Origin of the sequence: Terrabacter tumescens (assembly GCF_014646815.1) — a bacterium.
In the GTDB taxonomy this organism is placed as follows: domain Bacteria; phylum Actinomycetota; class Actinomycetes; order Actinomycetales; family Dermatophilaceae; genus Terrabacter; species Terrabacter tumescens.
Genome location: NZ_BMNZ01000001.1, coordinates 188,264 through 202,760 on the forward strand (window position 1 = coordinate 188,264; position 14,497 = coordinate 202,760).

Annotated in this window: 16 protein-coding genes; 10 read left to right on the forward strand and 6 right to left on the reverse strand. The window is 71.6% G+C overall.

Going from position 1 to position 14,497, the window contains the following annotated elements; all coding sequences use genetic code 11:
• Positions 1-49 precede the first annotated feature (49 nt).
• Positions 50-2,302 carry a polyribonucleotide nucleotidyltransferase gene (locus IEY30_RS00885; RefSeq protein ID WP_030146551.1) on the forward strand — a complete coding sequence of 751 codons (2,253 nt, stop codon included), beginning with the start codon at positions 50-52 and terminating at the stop codon, positions 2,300-2,302.
• A 100-nt stretch (positions 2,303-2,402) separates the two neighbouring features.
• Here IEY30_RS00885 and IEY30_RS00890 read toward each other — a convergent pair whose 3' ends face one another.
• Positions 2,403-4,031, reverse strand: coding sequence for an FG-GAP-like repeat-containing protein (locus tag IEY30_RS00890; RefSeq protein ID WP_030146550.1), 1,629 nt, complete (start codon positions 4,029-4,031; stop codon positions 2,403-2,405).
• A gap of 124 nt (positions 4,032-4,155) precedes the next feature.
• Between IEY30_RS00890 and dapB the strand changes: the two genes are divergently transcribed.
• Both dapB and trhO read left to right on the forward strand, forming a co-directional pair.
• Positions 4,156-4,944, forward strand: coding sequence for a 4-hydroxy-tetrahydrodipicolinate reductase (dapB, locus tag IEY30_RS00895; RefSeq protein WP_081920287.1), 789 nt, complete (start codon positions 4,156-4,158; stop codon positions 4,942-4,944).
• A 29-nt stretch (positions 4,945-4,973) separates the two neighbouring features.
• The gene (gene trhO / locus IEY30_RS00900; protein WP_030146548.1) at positions 4,974-5,837 is read left to right on the forward strand and encodes an oxygen-dependent tRNA uridine(34) hydroxylase TrhO; all 864 of its coding nucleotides are present in this window, start codon (positions 4,974-4,976) and stop codon (positions 5,835-5,837) included.
• A 7-nt stretch (positions 5,838-5,844) separates the two neighbouring features.
• Here the strand turns inward: trhO and IEY30_RS00905 are convergent, their stop codons facing one another.
• From IEY30_RS00905 to IEY30_RS00920, 4 genes are read right to left on the reverse strand one after another with little or no spacing between them, the layout of a single operon-like run.
• Positions 5,845-6,201, reverse strand: coding sequence for an MmcQ/YjbR family DNA-binding protein (locus IEY30_RS00905; RefSeq protein WP_030146547.1), 357 nt, complete (start codon positions 6,199-6,201; stop codon positions 5,845-5,847).
• Positions 6,202-6,204: 3 nt separating this feature from the next.
• A complete protein-coding gene (locus tag IEY30_RS00910) occupies positions 6,205-6,519 on the reverse strand; it encodes an AzlD domain-containing protein (RefSeq protein ID WP_030146546.1) in 315 nt (104 codons plus the stop codon).
• On the reverse strand, positions 6,516-7,238 hold the full coding sequence (locus tag IEY30_RS00915; RefSeq protein WP_052358191.1) for an AzlC family ABC transporter permease: 723 nt from the start codon (positions 7,236-7,238) through the stop codon (positions 6,516-6,518). The genes IEY30_RS00910 and IEY30_RS00915 overlap by 4 nt, the downstream gene beginning before the upstream one ends.
• Positions 7,235-7,885, reverse strand: a complete 651-nt coding sequence (locus IEY30_RS00920; RefSeq protein ID WP_043415913.1) for a GNAT family N-acetyltransferase — start codon at positions 7,883-7,885, stop codon at positions 7,235-7,237. Before IEY30_RS00920 ends, IEY30_RS00915 begins: the two co-directional genes overlap by 4 nt.
• A gap of 132 nt (positions 7,886-8,017) precedes the next feature.
• Here IEY30_RS00920 and paaA point away from each other — a divergent pair, with 132 nt between their 5' ends.
• The 5 genes from paaA to paaE are packed head-to-tail and all read left to right on the forward strand — an operon-like array spanning position 8,018 to position 11,872.
• The gene (gene paaA, locus IEY30_RS00925; RefSeq protein ID WP_030146543.1) at positions 8,018-9,067 is read left to right on the forward strand and encodes a 1,2-phenylacetyl-CoA epoxidase subunit PaaA; all 1,050 of its coding nucleotides are present in this window, start codon (positions 8,018-8,020) and stop codon (positions 9,065-9,067) included.
• Entirely contained in the window at positions 9,064-9,372 is a 309-nt protein-coding gene (gene paaB / locus IEY30_RS00930; RefSeq protein ID WP_030146542.1) for a 1,2-phenylacetyl-CoA epoxidase subunit PaaB, read from the forward strand. Before paaA ends, paaB begins: the two co-directional genes overlap by 4 nt.
• A complete protein-coding gene (gene paaC, locus IEY30_RS00935) occupies positions 9,369-10,184 on the forward strand; it encodes a 1,2-phenylacetyl-CoA epoxidase subunit PaaC (protein WP_030146541.1) in 816 nt (271 codons plus the stop codon). Before paaB ends, paaC begins: the two co-directional genes overlap by 4 nt.
• Positions 10,181-10,690 (forward strand): 1,2-phenylacetyl-CoA epoxidase subunit PaaD, encoded by a 510-nt coding sequence (gene paaD, locus IEY30_RS00940; RefSeq protein WP_030146540.1) that lies wholly within the window; start codon positions 10,181-10,183, stop codon positions 10,688-10,690. Before paaC ends, paaD begins: the two co-directional genes overlap by 4 nt.
• Entirely contained in the window at positions 10,691-11,872 is a 1,182-nt protein-coding gene (gene paaE / locus IEY30_RS00945) for a 1,2-phenylacetyl-CoA epoxidase subunit PaaE (protein WP_030146539.1), read from the forward strand. It begins immediately after the preceding gene.
• 86 nt (positions 11,873-11,958) lie between these two features.
• Here the strand turns inward: paaE and IEY30_RS00950 are convergent, their stop codons facing one another.
• Positions 11,959-12,621 (reverse strand): putative endonuclease domain-containing protein, encoded by a 663-nt coding sequence (locus IEY30_RS00950; protein WP_156035059.1) that lies wholly within the window; start codon positions 12,619-12,621, stop codon positions 11,959-11,961.
• A gap of 457 nt (positions 12,622-13,078) precedes the next feature.
• Between IEY30_RS00950 and IEY30_RS00955 the strand changes: the two genes are divergently transcribed.
• The gene (locus tag IEY30_RS00955) at positions 13,079-13,891 is read left to right on the forward strand and encodes a thymidylate synthase (protein WP_030146537.1); all 813 of its coding nucleotides are present in this window, start codon (positions 13,079-13,081) and stop codon (positions 13,889-13,891) included.
• Positions 13,892-13,919: 28 nt separating this feature from the next.
• Entirely contained in the window at positions 13,920-14,399 is a 480-nt protein-coding gene (locus IEY30_RS00960; RefSeq protein ID WP_030146536.1) for a dihydrofolate reductase, read from the forward strand.
• Positions 14,400-14,497: the final 98 nt, after the last annotated feature.

A 14,497-nucleotide genomic window follows, 5' to 3' on the forward strand; every position in this document is an offset into this window, starting at 1 on the left:
CACAACGACGATGTGCGCGGCACATGAGAAAAAGAAAGCGAGGGCCCACATGGAGGGTCCAGACATCACCTTCGCCGAGGCCGTCATCGACAACGGCAGCTTCGGCACCCGCACGGTCCGGTTCGAGACCGGCCGCCTGGCCCGTCAGGCCGGCGGCGCCGTCACTGCCTACCTCGACGACGACACGATGCTCCTGTCGACGACGTCCGCGGGCAAGTCCCCGAAGGACCAGTTCGACTTCTTCCCGCTGACGGTCGACGTCGAAGAGCGCATGTACGCCATCGGCAAGATCCCCGGCAGCTTCTTCCGCCGTGAGGGCCGCCCGTCCACTGAGGCCATCCTCACCTGCCGCCTGATCGACCGCCCGCTGCGCCCGACCTTCAAGAAGGGTCTGCGCAACGAGGTCCAGGTCATCATCTCGGTGTTCTCGCTGAACCCCGACCACCAGTACGACGTGCTCGCCATCAACGCGGCCAGCGCCTCGACGCAGATCTCCGGCCTGCCGTTCTCCGGCCCGGTCGGCGGCGTTCGCGTCTCGCTCATCGACGGCCAGTGGGTCGCCTTCCCGAACTTCTCCGACATCGAGCGCTCGGTCTTCGACATGGTCGTCGCCGGTCGTGTCGTCAAGCACGCCGACGGCAGCGACGACGTCGCGATCATGATGGTCGAGGCCGAGTCCACCGAGTCGACGTGGGACCTCGTCAAGAACGAGGGCAAGCAGGCTCCGACCGAGGAGGTCGTGGCCGAGGGCCTCGAGGCCTCCAAGAAGTTCATCAAGCAGCTCTGCGACGCCCAGGCCCAGCTCGCTGCCGAGGCCGCCAAGCCGGTCCAGGACTTCCCGATCTTCCTCGACTACGAGGACGACGTGTACGCCGCCGTCGAGTCCGCCATCGAGGCCGACACGACCGCTGCCCTCACGATCGCGGGCAAGCAGGAGCGCGAGGAGCGCCTCGACGAGATCAAGGCCGCCGTCAAGGCGCAGCTCGCCGAGCAGTTCGAGGGGCGTGACAAGGAGGTCTCGGCCGCCTTCCGCTCCGTGCAGAAGAAGCTGATCCGCCAGCGCATCCTGCGCGACAAGGTCCGCATCGACGGCCGTGGCCTCGCCGACATCCGCGCCCTCGGCGCCGAGGTCGAGGTCCTGCCGCGCGTGCACGGCTCGGCGATCTTCGAGCGTGGCGAGACCCAGATCATGGGTGTCACGACGCTCAACATGCTCAAGATGGAGCAGCAGCTCGACACGCTGAGCCCCGTCACGCGCAAGCGCTACATGCACAACTACAACTTCCCGCCCTACAGCACCGGTGAGACCGGCCGCGTCGGTTCGCCGAAGCGCCGCGAGATCGGTCACGGCGCCCTGGCCGAGCGTGCGCTCATGCCGGTCCTGCCGACGCGCGAGGAGTTCCCGTACGCCATCCGTCAGGTGTCCGAGGCCCTCGGCTCCAACGGCTCGACGTCCATGGGCTCGGTCTGTGCCTCGACCCTGTCGCTGCTCAACGCCGGTGTGCCGCTGCGCGCCCCGGTCGCCGGCATCGCGATGGGGCTCGTGTCCGACACCGTCGACGGTGAGACGCAGTACGCCGCGCTCACCGACATCCTCGGTGCCGAGGACGCCTTCGGCGACATGGACTTCAAGGTCGCCGGCACCAAGGAGTTCGTCACGGCCATCCAGCTCGACACGAAGCTCGACGGCATCCCCGCGTCGGTCCTCGCCGGCGCGCTGACCCAGGCCCGCGACGCGCGTCTGCACATCCTCGACGTCATGGCCGAGGCCATCGACGTGCCCGACGAGATGAGCCCGTACGCGCCGCGCATCATCACGGTGAAGGTCCCCGTCGACAAGATCGGTGAGGTCATCGGCCCGAAGGGCAAGATGATCAACCAGATCCAGGACGACACGGGCGCCGACATCTCGATCGAGGACGACGGCACGGTCTTCATCGGTGCGGTCGACGGCCCCTCGGCCGAGGCGGCTCGCGCGGCGATCAACGCCATCGCGAACCCGACGATGCCCGAGGTCGGCGAGCGCTTCCTCGGCACCGTCGTCAAGACGACCACCTTCGGTGCGTTCGTCTCGCTGCTGCCCGGCAAGGACGGTCTGCTGCACATCTCCGAGGTGCGCAAGCTCGTCGGCGGCAAGCGGATCGACAGCGTCGACGACGTCGTCAAGATCGGCCAGAAGATCCAGGTCGAGCTCAAGGAGATCGACCCGCGCGGCAAGCTCAGCCTCGCGGCGGTCCTGCCCGAGGGCGAGAGCGGCGACTCCGCTGCCGACGCTCCGGCCGAGGCCCCTGCCGAGGTCTGACCGGTCCCGGATCCACGCGAGCGGCCTGTCACCCCTTCCGGGGTGGCGGGCCGCTCGTCGTCCGGGGCGGGCTTGTTGCTCGTGATCCGGCAGGCCTTGCTCAGAAGACGAGGTTGACGATGTTCCAGCCCGTGCCGAGCAGCTGTCGTGCCTGCCAGCCGGTCGTCGTGCGCGGGTAGAGCCACAGGCTGCCGGAGCCGTCACGGACGACGATGTCGGGCACCCGGTCGCCGTTGAGGTCGCCGGGGCTCGTCAGGGACGTCATCGAGCCCCAGCCCGTGCCGAGCCGGACGCGGGCGAGCAGCCCGCCGGTGCCGTTGCCCGGGTAGAGCCAGAGGTAGCCGGTCGCGCGCTCCCGGACCACGAGGTCCGCGCGGCCGTCCCCGTTGACGTCGCCCGGTCCGGCGAAGCCGTTCATGGCGTTCCATCCGGCACCGAGGCGCACTCGAGCACCCCACCCGCCACGACCGTTGCCGGGGTAGAGGAACAGCTCACCGGTCGACGCGCGTCGGGCGAGGACGTCGACGCGCTGGTCCCCGTTCCAGTCGCCGACGCCGACGACCGCGTCGAAGATGCCCCAGCCGGTGCCGACCCGCACGCGGGGGAGTGCCCACCCGCCCTTGCCGTTGCCTCGGTAGAGCCAGAGGTAGCCGGTCGATGTCTCCCTCGTGAGGACGTCGGCGGCCCCGTCGCCGTCGAAGTCACCGACCGTCTCGAGGGAGGCGAAGGCGCCCCAGCCGGCGCCCAGCAGCACACCGGTGCCGATGCCACCGGTCCCGTTGCCGGCGTAGAGGCGCAGGGTGCCCGTCGACGTCCAACGGGCGAGCAGGTCGTTCTTCCAGTCGCCGTTGAAGTCGGCTGTGCTGCCCGACAGCGTCGCCGGCGGAGCGGGGAACGAGGTGAAGGTGTACGGCTCGCACGTGCGGTCGTAGTCACGCGTCGCGTCCCACCACTGGGCGAGGTAGGGGCGCCCGCCCGAGAAGCTGGGCTGCGTGCACCGATCGAGGGCCTCGGTCGGGTAGTCGAGGGTGCCCGCGGTCGCCCACACCGGCACGCCGGGCAGCCACCACGAGCCCGTGATCGCCTGCCAGCCGGAGGTGTTGGAGTACAGCCCGTAGGCGAAGCCTGCCTCCTTGAGCCCGCGCATGATCCCCTCGATGACGTAGCGGTTCTCGAGGCGCTGTGCGGCCGAGGTCGATGGCCAGGGCTGGGCGCTCCGGGGCTCGACGTCGATCCACACGACCGGCGGGTGCCAGGAGATGCGCCCGAGGCTCGCGACGGCATACCTCGCCTCGGCGTAGCCGACGTTGGACAGCCGGCCCGCGCGCGTCGTCGTCCGCCACGGTCCGCTCGCGCCGTAGGTCGTCAGCTGCGCGGTCGTCGGGAAGCCGGCCATCGTGTAGGCGTGCGCCGGCCGGGAGTTGGTGCGCACCCAGGAGATCTGGCTCGCCAGGCAGGGGTTCTCGGTGAACGGCAGCCCCTTCGTCAGGCCGAGGATGACGAACCCCGTGGTGGTCGGCGGCATCGGCAGCCCGTAGCCGCCCACCGACGTCGGGCACTGTGGCCAGGAGATGTCGTGGCCCAGCACCACGGCCGCGCGGGCCGGCGGCGCGTTCCCGACGGCGAGGACGCCGGTGACGAGCGCGAGGGCGCTGAGGCACGCGAGCAGGCGCGAGACGCTGCGGCGCACGACGGACCGGTCACGCGAGACGGGCATGTTGTCGGACATGGCGACCACTTCCTCCCATCCCAGTGTGCGTCGGCCGAGCGGCCTCGGCAGCGATGTGTGAGCGACGAGTCCGTATGCCGTGTGCGCCCGACGGGCGTGCGACCCGGCTCGTTAGGGTGGCCGGGTGAGCGACACGACACGCAACCCGTCCCGCGACACCAAGGTCGCCGTCATCGGGGCCAGCGGCCGGATGGGTTCCGAGGCGGTGCGGGCCGTCGAGAGCGCCCCGGGCCTGTCCCTCGTCGGGGCCTACGGGTCCGGCGACGACCTCGGTGACCTCGGCGGCGCCGACGTCGCCGTGGAGCTGACCGTGCCGGGAGCCTCGCCCGCCAACGTCACCCACTGCGTCGAGCGCGGCATCCACGTCGTCGTCGGCACCACCGGCTGGGACGACGCTCGGCTCGAGACCCTGCGGGGCCAGCTCGCCGAGGCGCCGCCGGCGGCCACCGGGGCAGGCGTCGGCGTGCTCATCGCGCCGAACTTCGCCATCGGGGCCCTGCTCATGATGTCGTTCGCCGCCAAGGCCGCTCCCTTCTTCGAGTCGGTCGAGGTCATCGAGCTGCACCACCCGGCCAAGGTCGACGCACCGTCCGGGACAGCCGCGCGCACGGCAGCGATGATCGGCAGGGCCCGGTCCGAGGCCGGCTGCGACCCGGTGCCCGACGCCACGACCCACGACCCGGACGGTGCCCGCGGCGCCCGGCTGGACGGCATACCCGTGCACTCGGTGCGGTTGCGCGGGCTGACCGCGCACCAGGAGGTGCTGCTCGGCAACGCGGGCGAGATGCTGACCCTGCGGCACGACTCGTTCGACCGGGGCAGCTTCATGCCGGGCGTCATCGCCGCGGTGCGCGCCGTGGCCGACCACCCGGGCCTCACGGTCGGGCTCGAGCACTACCTCGGCCTCGCCTGACCGGCGCCCTCCTCGAACGAGCTCCTCCCGTGGCCATCCCCAAGGTCGTCATCTTCTACGCGTTCCGGCCGCTCGCCGACCCTGACGCACTTCGCCTCTGGCAGCGCGACCTCTGCGAGGGTCTCGGGCTGCGCGGTCGTATCCTGTTGTCCCCGCACGGGATCAACGCGACGGTCGGCGGCGACGTGACCGTGCTCAAGACCTACGTCCGCAAGACCCGCGAGTACGCGCCGTTCCATGACATCGACGTGAAGTGGAGCAACGGGACCGGGCTCGACGACGAGGGCCGCAGCCTCGACTTCCCTCGCCTCGTGGTCAAGGTCCGTGACGAGATCGTCTCGTTCGGCGTGCCCGACGAGGTCGTCGTCGACGAGCACGGTGTCGTCGGCGGCGGCACACGGCTGCGTCCCGAGGAGCTCGACGCCCTCGTCGCCGAGCGGGGCGACGACGTCGTCCTCTTCGACGGGCGCAATGCCGTCGAGGCGCAGGTGGGCCGTTTCCGTGGCGCCGTCGTCCCCGACATCGGGCACACGAGCGACTTCGTGCGCGAGCTCGACGCCGGCCGCTGGGACGAGCTCAAGGGTCGCCCCGTCGTCACCTACTGCACGGGTGGCATCCGGTGCGAGGTGCTCACGAGCCTCATGCGCTCCCGCGGCTTCGAGGAGGTCTACCAGCTCGACGGCGGCATCGTGCGCTACGGCGAGGAGCGGGGCGACCGAGGCCTCTGGGAGGGGCACCTCTACGTCTTCGACGAGCGGATGGCGGTGGGCTTCACGGACGAGGCGGTGCACCTCGCGGCCTGCCACGTGTGTGGCGCACCGACCAGCCGCCTGCACAACCGGGAGGAGCTGCCCGGGCGCCCGCTCCAGCCCGTCTGCGACGCGCACGCCTGAGGCCGGCTCAGGGGCCGGGCAGCTCGTCCGGCGCGCGCATGCGCCAGGCGTCGGTGACGAGCTCGTCGAGCCGACCGACGTCGACCTGCTCGAGGCGGAGCATGACGAGCGGGGCTCCGTCGTAGGCGGGCGTCGTGAAGAAGAGGTCCGGCTCGCCGAGCACGAGCGCCTGCTTCTCGGCCTCGTCGCCGACGTAGAGCACCGCGATGTCGGTGTGGATCACCCGGCGCTGCCCGGGTCGCCGCTCGGGCCAGGACCACACGAAGCCCTTGTTGCCCACCCGGAAGTCGAAGCCGTCGCTCGCGATCTCCTCGACCCCGGGAAGGGCCAGGGCCAGTCGACGGACGTCGTCGGCGTCGGCCACGGCTCAGCCCCAGCCCATCGCCCGCAGCAGCGCCGCGGTGGCCGCCCCGAGCACGACGACGACGATGAACGGCGCGCGGAGTGCGAGCGCGACGACCGCGACGCCGACGGCGGCGGCACGGGCGTCGAGCACGAACGCCCCACCCGTGACGGTGAAGGCCTGTGTGGCGACGAGCGCGGCCAGCAGGGCGACGGGCAGGGCCGCGGTGACCCGGCGCACCCGGGGGCCGTCGAGCAGGTGGGTCGGCACGAGGTGACCGGCGAGCTTGAGTGCGAAGGCGATTCCGGCCGCCAGCAGCAGCGCGGTCCAGAGGCTCACGGCGTCTCCCTCCTCGGCGTCCGCCAGGCCAGCAGCGATGCGGCCGCCGCCACGACGACGGGTATGCCGGGCGGCATCGTCGGTGACAGCACGATCGCCACGACGGCGCCCAGGACGGCGATGGCGACCGCGTCCCGGTCCCGCAACCGCGGCCACAGCAGGGCGGTGAACGCCGCACAGGCCGCGGCGTCGAGACCGTAGGTGCGGGGGTCGCCGATGTGCGTGCCGACGACGGTGCCGACGAGCGTGGTGAGGTTCCACAGGACGAAGACGGTCAGTCCGGTGACCCAGAAGCCGAGGCGGGAGGTGCGCGCGTCGTCCTGGGCCACGGCCACGGCCGTCGACTCGTCGATGGTCAGGTGGGCCGCGGCGACCCGGCGCGGACCGCGCGCCCCGAGCAGGTGGGTCAACTCGAGGGCGTAGAGCCCGTTGCGGATGCCGAGCATCGAGGACGCGGCGATCGCCGCCGGCGCCGCGTGCAGCCCGTTCGCGATGATGCCGACGAACGCGAACTGCGACCCGCCGGTGAACATCAGCAGCGACAGCGCCATCGCCTGCCACGTGTCCAGCCCGGCAGCGACCGCGAGCGCCCCGAAGCTGAGGCCGTAGGCGCCGGTCGCGACGCCCACCGACAGCGCCTGCCGCACGACGGCACGCCGTGCCGTCGGGTCAGCCTGGACAGCCGGGTCTGCCGCGTCGGATCCTGCGGATGCGGTCACTCCGGCTCCGTGCCCCCGCTGTCCTCGCCGGGAGTGCCGTCCTCGCCGTCGACGACGGCCGCCGACAGGCGGACCTCACCGGTGGTCTCGCCGTCCTGCGACACCACCCGCTCGCGGTGCGCACCGTCGGCCACCATCCCGGCTGCGGTGAGGAACCCCCGGGTGGCGTCGTCGCTCGCCAGCACCCAGGCGGCGAGCTCGGAGCGGCCGCGGCCCCGGGTCGTGTCGACGACGGCGTGCAGCAGCCGTGAGCCGTGCCCCTGGCGGCGCGCGTCCGGGTGCACGCCGAGGACGAGCAGCTCCGCAGTGCCGGGATCGGCGTCGGCGTCGTCGGAGGCGCCGACCGCGGCGAACCCGACCACCTGCTCGCCCGCGCAGGCGACGAGCAGCACGCCGTCGCCGGACTGCTCGCCCTCGAGCGTCGCGCGCCAGGCGTTGGCGAAGGCCCGCGGCTCGAAGGTCGCGATGACCTCGGGTGCGAGCGTGGCGGCATACGCCTCCCGGAAGACGACGGCCTGCACGAGCCCGACGGCGGGGGCGTCCGAGGCGCGGGCGACCCTGACCGACGCGTCGGCGACGGGGCCGCGCTCGTGCTGGTGGTCGTGCCCGTGGTCGTGCTGGTGTCCGTTCGAGTGCTCGTGTGCCACCACAGCATCCTCTCAGGCGGGAGCGGCCCGGTCGTCCACCCCGGTCGCTCCCGACCCGCCCCGGACCACCCCGGACCACCCCGGACCACCCCGGCTTTGGACGCCCCCGGCTCCATCTCGCATACTGGACTCATGTATGGCAATGACGTCATCGACCCGAACGAACCGCTGAACGCGGCCGAGACAGGCGCGTACGACGCGGCCGCGGCGCACGAGGACCAGCGTGAGGCGATCGGGTCCGACTTCGACGCCCTCATCGCCGCCGACCAGCGCATCGAGCCGCGGGACGCGATGCCCGACACCTACCGCGAGACGCTGATCCGCCAGATCGCCCAGCACGCGCACTCCGAGATCATCGGCATGCAGCCCGAGGGCAACTGGATCACCCGCGCCCCGTCGCTGCGCCGCAAGGCCATCCTCATCGCCAAGGTGCAGGACGAGGCCGGGCACGGCCTCTACCTCTACTCGGCCGCCGAGACGCTCGGCGTCGACCGGCAGGAGCTGCTCGACCGGCTGCACGACGGCAAGCAGAAGTACTCCTCGATCTTCAACTACCCGACGCTGACGTGGGCCGACTGCGGGGCCATCGGCTGGCTCGTCGACGGCGCCGCGATCATGAACCAGGTGCCGCTGTGCCGGTGCTCCTACGGTCCCTACGCCCGCGCCATGATCCGCGTGTGCAAGGAGGAGTCCTTCCACCAGCGGCAGGGCTTCGAGATCCTCTGGACCCTCATGCGCGGCACCGAGGCCCAGCAGGCCATGGCGCAGGACGCCGCCGACCGCTGGTGGTGGCCGGCGCTCGCGATGTTCGGCCCGCCGGACACCGGCGAGGCCGCCAAGGGTGGTCACACCGAGCAGTCGATGGCCTGGGGGATCAAGCGGTTCAGCAACGACGACCTGCGGCAGAAGTTCGTCGACATGATGGTGCCGCAGGCCGAGAAGCTCGGCATCGTGCTGCCCGACCCGCACCTGCGCTGGAACGAGGAGCGCGGCCACTACGACTTCGGCGAGATCGACTGGGACGAGTTCTGGCAGGTGCTGCGCGGTGACGGCCCGTGCAACGCCGAGCGCATCGAGCACCGCCGCCGCGCCCACGACGAGGGTGCGTGGGTGCGCGAGGCCGCCAACGCGTACGCCGCCAAGCAGACCATCCGCGAGAACGAGAAGGAGAGTGCCGCGTGACCGACGCACCCGAGGGGGCGACCGAGCGAAGCTGGCCGCTCTGGGAGGTCTTCGTCCGCGGCAAGCGCGGCCTGTCGCACGTGCACGTCGGCTCGCTCCACGCACCTGACGCGGAGATGGCGCTGCGCAACGCGCGCGACGTCTACACCCGCCGCCAGGAGGGCGTGTCGATCTGGGTGGTCAAGGCCGACGACGTCACCGCGAGCAGCCCGTCGGAGAAGGACTCGTTCTTCGACCCGGCCGGCGACAAGATCTACCGGCACCCGACGTTCTACGACGTCCCCGAGGATGTCGAGTACCTATGAGCACCATGCGGAACGAGTCGCTGCCCGGGGCCGCGGAGAACACCGGCGCGGCCCCTGGCGACAAGCCGTACGCCGGCTACCTCCTCGGCCTCGCCGACGACGCCATGGTCTATGCCCAGCGCCTCGGCGAGTGGATGACGAACGCGCCGCAGATCGAGGAGGACATGGCGCTCGGCAACATCGCGCTCGACCTCCTCGGACAGGCGCGCGGGCTCTACCCCTACATCGGCTCGATCGACGGGTCCGGCCGCGGTGAGGACGACTACGCCATGCAGCGCGACGAGCGGGACTGGCGCAACGTCCACCTCGTCGAGCAGGAGCGCGGCGACTTCGCCGACGAGATGGCGCGGCTGCTGTGGTTCTCGGCCTACCAGGTCGAGCTGCACACCGCGCTCACCGGATCGGGCGACGACGTCGTCGCGGGCGTCGCCGGCAAGGCCCTGAAGGAGGTGCGCTACCACCTCGACCACGCGTCGCTGTGGGTCGTCCGCCTCGGCGACGGGACCGAGGAGTCGCACCGCCGCATGCAGGCAGCCCTGGACCGCGTGCTGCCCTACGTCGCAGAGCTCTTCGACGACGACGAGGCCTCGGTGCTCGCCGTCGACCGCGGGGCCGGGGTGCTGCCCTCGAGCCTGCACGACCGGGTCGAGGGCCGGGTCGCGGCCGTCGTGGCGCAGGCGACGCTCACCCTTCCCGACGGCTCCCGGTGGCGGTCGCGCGGCGGCCGCTCCGGCATCCACTCACGCCCGATGGGCTACCTCCTTGCCGAGATGCAGCACATCGCACGGTCCCACCCCGGCGCGACGTGGTGACTGTCGTGACCGCGGAGTCCGCTGTGGCACAGGCGATCTCGCGCATCCCCGACCCGGAGGTGCCCGTTATCAGCATCGCCGACCTCGGCATCCTGCGTGCGGTCGACGTGGACGAGCAGGCACACACCGTGACCGTGACGGTCACACCCACCTACAGCGGGTGCCCGGCCATGGAGGCCATCGCGTCGCGCATCGTCTTCGAGGCCGACCGTCAGGGGTATGCCGCCGACGTCCGCACGCAGCTGTCGCCGGCCTGGACGACCGACTGGATGAGCGACGAAGGTCGAGCAGCCCTGAGCCGCTTCGGCATTGCGCCACCCGGGCCGGCGCCGACGGGGGAGCCCTCCGGTCCCGTCGCCGTCACGCTGACCCGCCACGTCGTCACCTGCCCGCTCTGCGGGTCCACCGACACCACCGAGATCGCCCACTTCGGCTCGACCGCCTGCAAGGCCCTGCGCCGGTGCAACGCGTGCCTCGAGCCCTTCGACGAGTTCAAGGCCATCTGAATGACCGACGTCACCACCCCGGCCGCGGCCGAGTCCGCCTCGGCCCCTGCTCCGAGCACGGCCGCGAGCCCCGCCTCGGCACCTGCCGGCGCCCGCCACCGTGCCCGGTTCCACCCGCTCACCGTCGACTCGGTGGAGCGTCTGACCGAGGACGCCGTCGCCGTCACCTTCCTCGTGCCGGAGGGCCTCGTCGAGGAGTTCGCCTTCGAGCCGGGCCAGCACCTGACGCTGCGCGCCACGATCCGCGGGGAGGACGTGCGCCAGTCCTACTCGATCTGCCAGTCGCGCCGCGCCGACCCTGCCGGGCGTCGCCTGCGGGTCGCAGCGGCCCGGGTGCCCGAGGGCCGGATGTCCAACTGGCTCAACGACGGGGTCTCGCCCGGTGACGTCGTGGAGGTCATGACCCCCCAGGGCTCCTTCACGTGCGCGACCCGGCCGGACGGCATACGCCATCACGTCGCCATCGCGGCAGGCTCCGGCATCACGCCCGTGCTGTCGCTCCTGACGAGCGCCCTCGAGGAGGAGCCCCGCTCGCGCGCGACGCTGCTCTTCGGCAACCGGCGGACGAGCTCGATCATGTTCCTCGAAGAGCTCGAGGACCTCAAGAACCGGTTCCCCGGACGCTTCCACCTGGTCAACGTGCTCTCGCGCGAGGCCCAGGACGTCGAGCTCTTCCATGGACGCCTCGACGCCGAACGGCTCACGGCGATCTTCGACACGCTGCTGCCTGTCCGGTCTGTCGACGAGTGGTACCTCTGCGGGCCGTTCGGGATGGTGACGGGCGCCGAGTCGCTGCTCACGGGTCGCGGCGTCGACGCGCGCCACATCCACCACGAGATCTTCCACGTCGACGACGGCACCGAGCCGAAGCGCAAGGTCGTCGTCGACGCCGGCGCCCCGCCCGAGGCCACCGTCACGGTCAACCTCGACGGGCGCACGACGGTCATCCCGATGCCGAGCCGCGAGGAGACCATCCTCGACGCGACGCTGCGGGCCCGGCCCGACGCGCCCTACTCGTGCACCGGGGGAGTGTGCGGCACGTGCCGGGCGCGCCTGGTGTCGGGCGAGGTCCGGATGGACCGCAACTACGCCTTGGAGCCCGAGGAGGTCGAGGCCGGCATCTTGCTCGCCTGCCAGAGCCACCCGGTCACCGACCAGGTCAGCCTCGACTACGACGCCTGACGCCACGCAGGCTGGGCCTGGCTTCGTGTGCAGCCATCGCCCTGCTGGGGGCGTCATCTGCACACGGAGGCGCCAGGTGGGAGGCGTCAGCCTGCTCGCTGCCGGGCGACGAAGCACCCCGGACGGCGACAGGGGACGGCACGGCCGGTCCACCCCCGGCTCCCGAGGATCGCCTCCAGGTCGGCGGCGAGCCGGCAGGGAGCGTCGGCGACCTCGAGCCAGGTCGGCCGCACCGTCAGCCAGCCGGTGACGGCGCTGTCGATGTCGCGTCGCCGGTCGAAGGCCTGCGCGGCCCAGCCCTCGTGCCCGAGCCGGCCGTCGACCTCCACGACGACCTTCTGACCGTCATAGGCCGAGTCACGGTGTCGCTGTCCCGGCGCAGGAGCCTGCCGACGCCCGACCGGTAACCCATGGGCGTGCTCGACGTCCCGGACGTAGCGGTACTCCGCCGCGCTCTCGACGCCTTCTCCGACCTCGCCCAAGGCCTCCATCAGCAGGCGCCGCTGTGGCTGGCGCGACCGAGTGGCCAGGGCGGCACGCAGCTCGTCGGGCGTGCAGAGGCGCAGCTGCTGCGCCTTGGCCATCAGGGCGACAGCCCGGTCCAGGGGCGCGCCGGCCGACAGGTCGAAGACGGTGGGGGCAGCCGAGACGCGGTGTGGCCAGGCCGTGGGGTCCAGTCGTTCGTGGAAGTCTCGGTTGCGCACGATCGTGATCCCGTCGCGGGTCCGCCCGGAGCGACCGATCGGCACGACGACCTCGATCGGGTCGTCGCCCCTGTGGACCAGGGACCGCGTGCCCGGCACTCGACCGGAACAGGGCAGCGGGGCGCCCGACGTGCAGCAGCGCTGCCGTCGCACGGAGGTCCCACCCCTCTCGGCCCGGCTCCGTCAGGTACACCCGCGGGTGCACGGCGGTCCACCGACCCGAGGTCACGCGCCAGCGGATCGCCTTCTCGGTGAGTCCCGCCGCCAGTGCCTGCTCGCGCGTCACGAGGCCCGACTGGCCCCTGATGCGTGCGGCGAGCAGAGGATGCATGGCCCAAAGCCTCTCGGCACCTGAGCGGCTAGGGCGACGGTCGTCCACAACCCCGGCGCCGACAAGCACTCGGGAAGGGTTCGTGTGCACGCGCGGCCCCGGACGGGGCGGGCTGTGCACACCAGGTGTCGATCATCGGCGGGGTGGGTGGCCGGGGTTAGGCTGCGGACCGTGCGGCAGTACCTCGACCTCCTCGACCACGTCCTGACCCATGGTCAGGAGAAGTCCGACCGGACCGGCACCGGCACGCTCAGCGTGTTCGGCCACCAGATGCGCTTCGACCTCGCCGACGGCTTCCCGGCGATGACGACCAAGAAGCTGCACCTGCGCTCGATCATCGGCGAGCTGCTGTGGTTCCTGCGCGGCGACACCAACGTGCGCTGGCTGCAGGAGCGCGGCATCTCGATCTGGGACGAGTGGGCCGACGAGCGCGGCGACCTCGGGCCCATCTACGGCTACCAGTGGCGGTCCTGGCCGACCCCCGACGGCCGCCGCGTCGACCAGATCGCCAAGGTCATCGAGCAGATCCGGACCAACCCCGACAGTCGCCGCCTCATCGTCTCGGCCTGGAACGTCGCCGACGTCGACGACATGGCGCTGCCGCCCTGCCACACGATGTTCCAGTTCTACGTCTCGCCGCCCGGGCCCGACGGCCGCCGCCGGCTGTCCTGCCAGCTCTACCAGCGCAGCGCCGACATCTTCCTCGGCGTGCCCTTCAACATCGCGAGCTACGCGCTGCTGACCCAGATGGTCGCCCAGCTGACCGACCTCGAGCCGGGCGAGTTCGTGCACACCCTCGGCGACGCGCACCTCTACCTCAACCACCTCGACCAGGCGCGCCTGCAGCTGACCCGCACGCCGCACGCGCTGCCGACGATGCGGATCACGCCCGGCAAGACGGACATCGACGACTTCGACCTCGACGACTTCGAGCTCGTCGACTACGTCGCCGACCCGGGCATCAAGGCCCCCATCGCCGTCTGACCCGCGACCGTCTGGGAGCCTTGGCGCCATGTCGACCGTGCTGCCCAACGTCACGATGATCGCCGCCGTCGGGCGCAACGGCGTCATCGGCGACGGACTGACCATGCCGTGGCACCTCTCCGAGGACCTGAAGTTCTTCAAGCGCACGACCATGGGCCACCCGATGGTCATGGGCCGCCGCACGTTCGACTCCATGGGCGCGCTCCCCGGCCGGCGGAGCATCGTCATCACCCGCCAGACGGGCTGGAGCGCGCGCGGCGTCGAGGTCGCGCACTCGCTGCCCGAGGCGTTGGCGCTGGTCGCCGGTGCGGAGCAGGTCTTCGTCGTCGGCGGGGGAGAGGTCTACCGCCAGGCGATGGCGTATGCCGCCCGCCTCCTCGTCACCGAGGTCGACCAGTCCCCGGACGGCTCGGTCACCTTCCCGCCGATCGACCCTGTCGACTGGGTCGAGACGGCGCGCGACGAGCACCCCGGCTTCGCGTGGGTCACCTACGAGCGGCGCGGCTGACACGGCATACGCAGACGTTCAGAAAAATCTTAGGCGCGGGCTGTAACGCCTGCCGCAGACCCGCGATGTACGGGGTGGCGAGGCACTACTCGGACCCC